This is a genomic window from Corallococcus praedator, assembly GCF_003612125.1.
GTDB lineage: Bacteria > Myxococcota > Myxococcia > Myxococcales > Myxococcaceae > Corallococcus > Corallococcus praedator.
Genome location: NZ_RAWI01000751.1, coordinates 1 through 1,361, shown reverse-complemented (window position 1 = coordinate 1,361; position 1,361 = coordinate 1). Strand labels below are relative to the sequence as shown.

Annotated in this window: 2 protein-coding genes; both read right to left on the bottom strand. The window is 69.4% G+C overall.

Annotation, left to right across the window (positions count from 1 at the left end; genetic code table 11):
• On the bottom strand, positions 1-541 hold a 541-nt coding region (locus D7Y13_RS41465), incomplete at its 3' end, for an AMP-binding protein (RefSeq protein ID WP_233596053.1).
• A 317-nt stretch (positions 542-858) separates the two neighbouring features.
• The coding region (locus D7Y13_RS46205) for a hypothetical protein (RefSeq protein WP_199733007.1) at positions 859-1,361 on the bottom strand (503 nt) is incomplete at its 5' end.

The window sequence follows — 1,361 nt, the reverse complement described above, 5'->3', positions numbered from 1 at the left end:
GCCCCAGGTTGTGCAGCAGGTTCGCGTGCGTGAGCATCACGCCCTTGGGCGTGCCCGTGCTCCCGGACGTGTACTGGAGAAACGCGAGCGACTCCGCGCCCACGTCCGGCGTGCGCCAGTCCTTCTCGCCACCCTCCGACAGTGCGTCCGTTGCCATCCAGTGCAACGAGCGGAAGTCCGGCGCCTGCTCGAAGACGAAGTCCGACAGCTCCAGGATGCCTGACGTGGTGAGCACCACCGACGCCTGCGCGTCCTGGATGATGGCGCGCAGGCGGGGCAGGGTGCGCTCCAGGCGCATCGGGTCCGGCGGATAGGCGGGCACCGCCACCGCGCCCGCGTAGAGGCAGCCGAAGAAGCCCGCGACGTAGTCCAGGCCCGGCGGGTAGAGCAGCAGTACGCGCTCGCCCACCGCGCCCCGTGCCTGCAACGCCGCGGCGATGCGACGCGCGCGCACGTCCAGTTCGAAGGCGCTGAGCACGACCTCGTCGCCGTCCACCTCTCCGAGGAAGGTGTAGAGCGGCGCGTGGGCCGAGGGCCCCACCGCGAGATTCAACAGGACGCCAGGAAGGGTTCGCGAAAAATCAGGCACGGGGAGCCATCCGAAGTGTCGAAAAACGCGGACACTTCTTAGCAGCCCTTGCGCGCGCGCCTCATGCACCCACGGTTCGTGATCCAGCTGCCGTGATCACGGGTGGGTGCGACGAAAAAATCAGGCACGGCCGAAGACTCATTTCAGCCAGCGCATGAAGTTCTTCTGCTTCGACACCCTCGCGTCGGGTGTCTGCATCCGTGCGACAGGCGCGCCACCCCGCTCCTTCATGCAAGGGAGCGGGGTGGTGTTCCTGAAGCCCTGCGCCGTCACTTCCTGCGCGGATCGCGCAGTGCCTTCGTCAACAGGTCCGCCACGGTCTGCACGGTGGGCTCGCGCAGCAGCGTGTAGTGGTTGCCCGGCAGGCGGTGCGACTCCAGCCGTTCACCCACCAGCGCGGACCAGCCGCCATCGCCCGGTCCCGTGTCCGCCAGTTCCTCCGCCTGCACGCGCAGCACCCGCTGCTCCATCGCCGGCGGGTGGTAGCGACGGGCCGCTTCGAGGTTGGCCTCGAAGACGCGGAAGAGGGCGGCCGGGTTCGCGCTGTCCACGCCGGGCGGCAGCGCTCCGGCACGCACCGCGGACTCCAGCACCCGCGTGAGGGCCGCTTCGGGCTCCAGCGTCGCCAACTCCGCCATGTCCAGTTCCAGCTCCGCCAGGGACACGCCCATCAAGTCCTGGGCGAACAAGCCCACGGCCAGCGTGCGCTCCAGGGCCGGCTCCGAAGCCGCCACCGTCTCCGGGACGTACGAGTCGATGAGCGCGAGCAGCG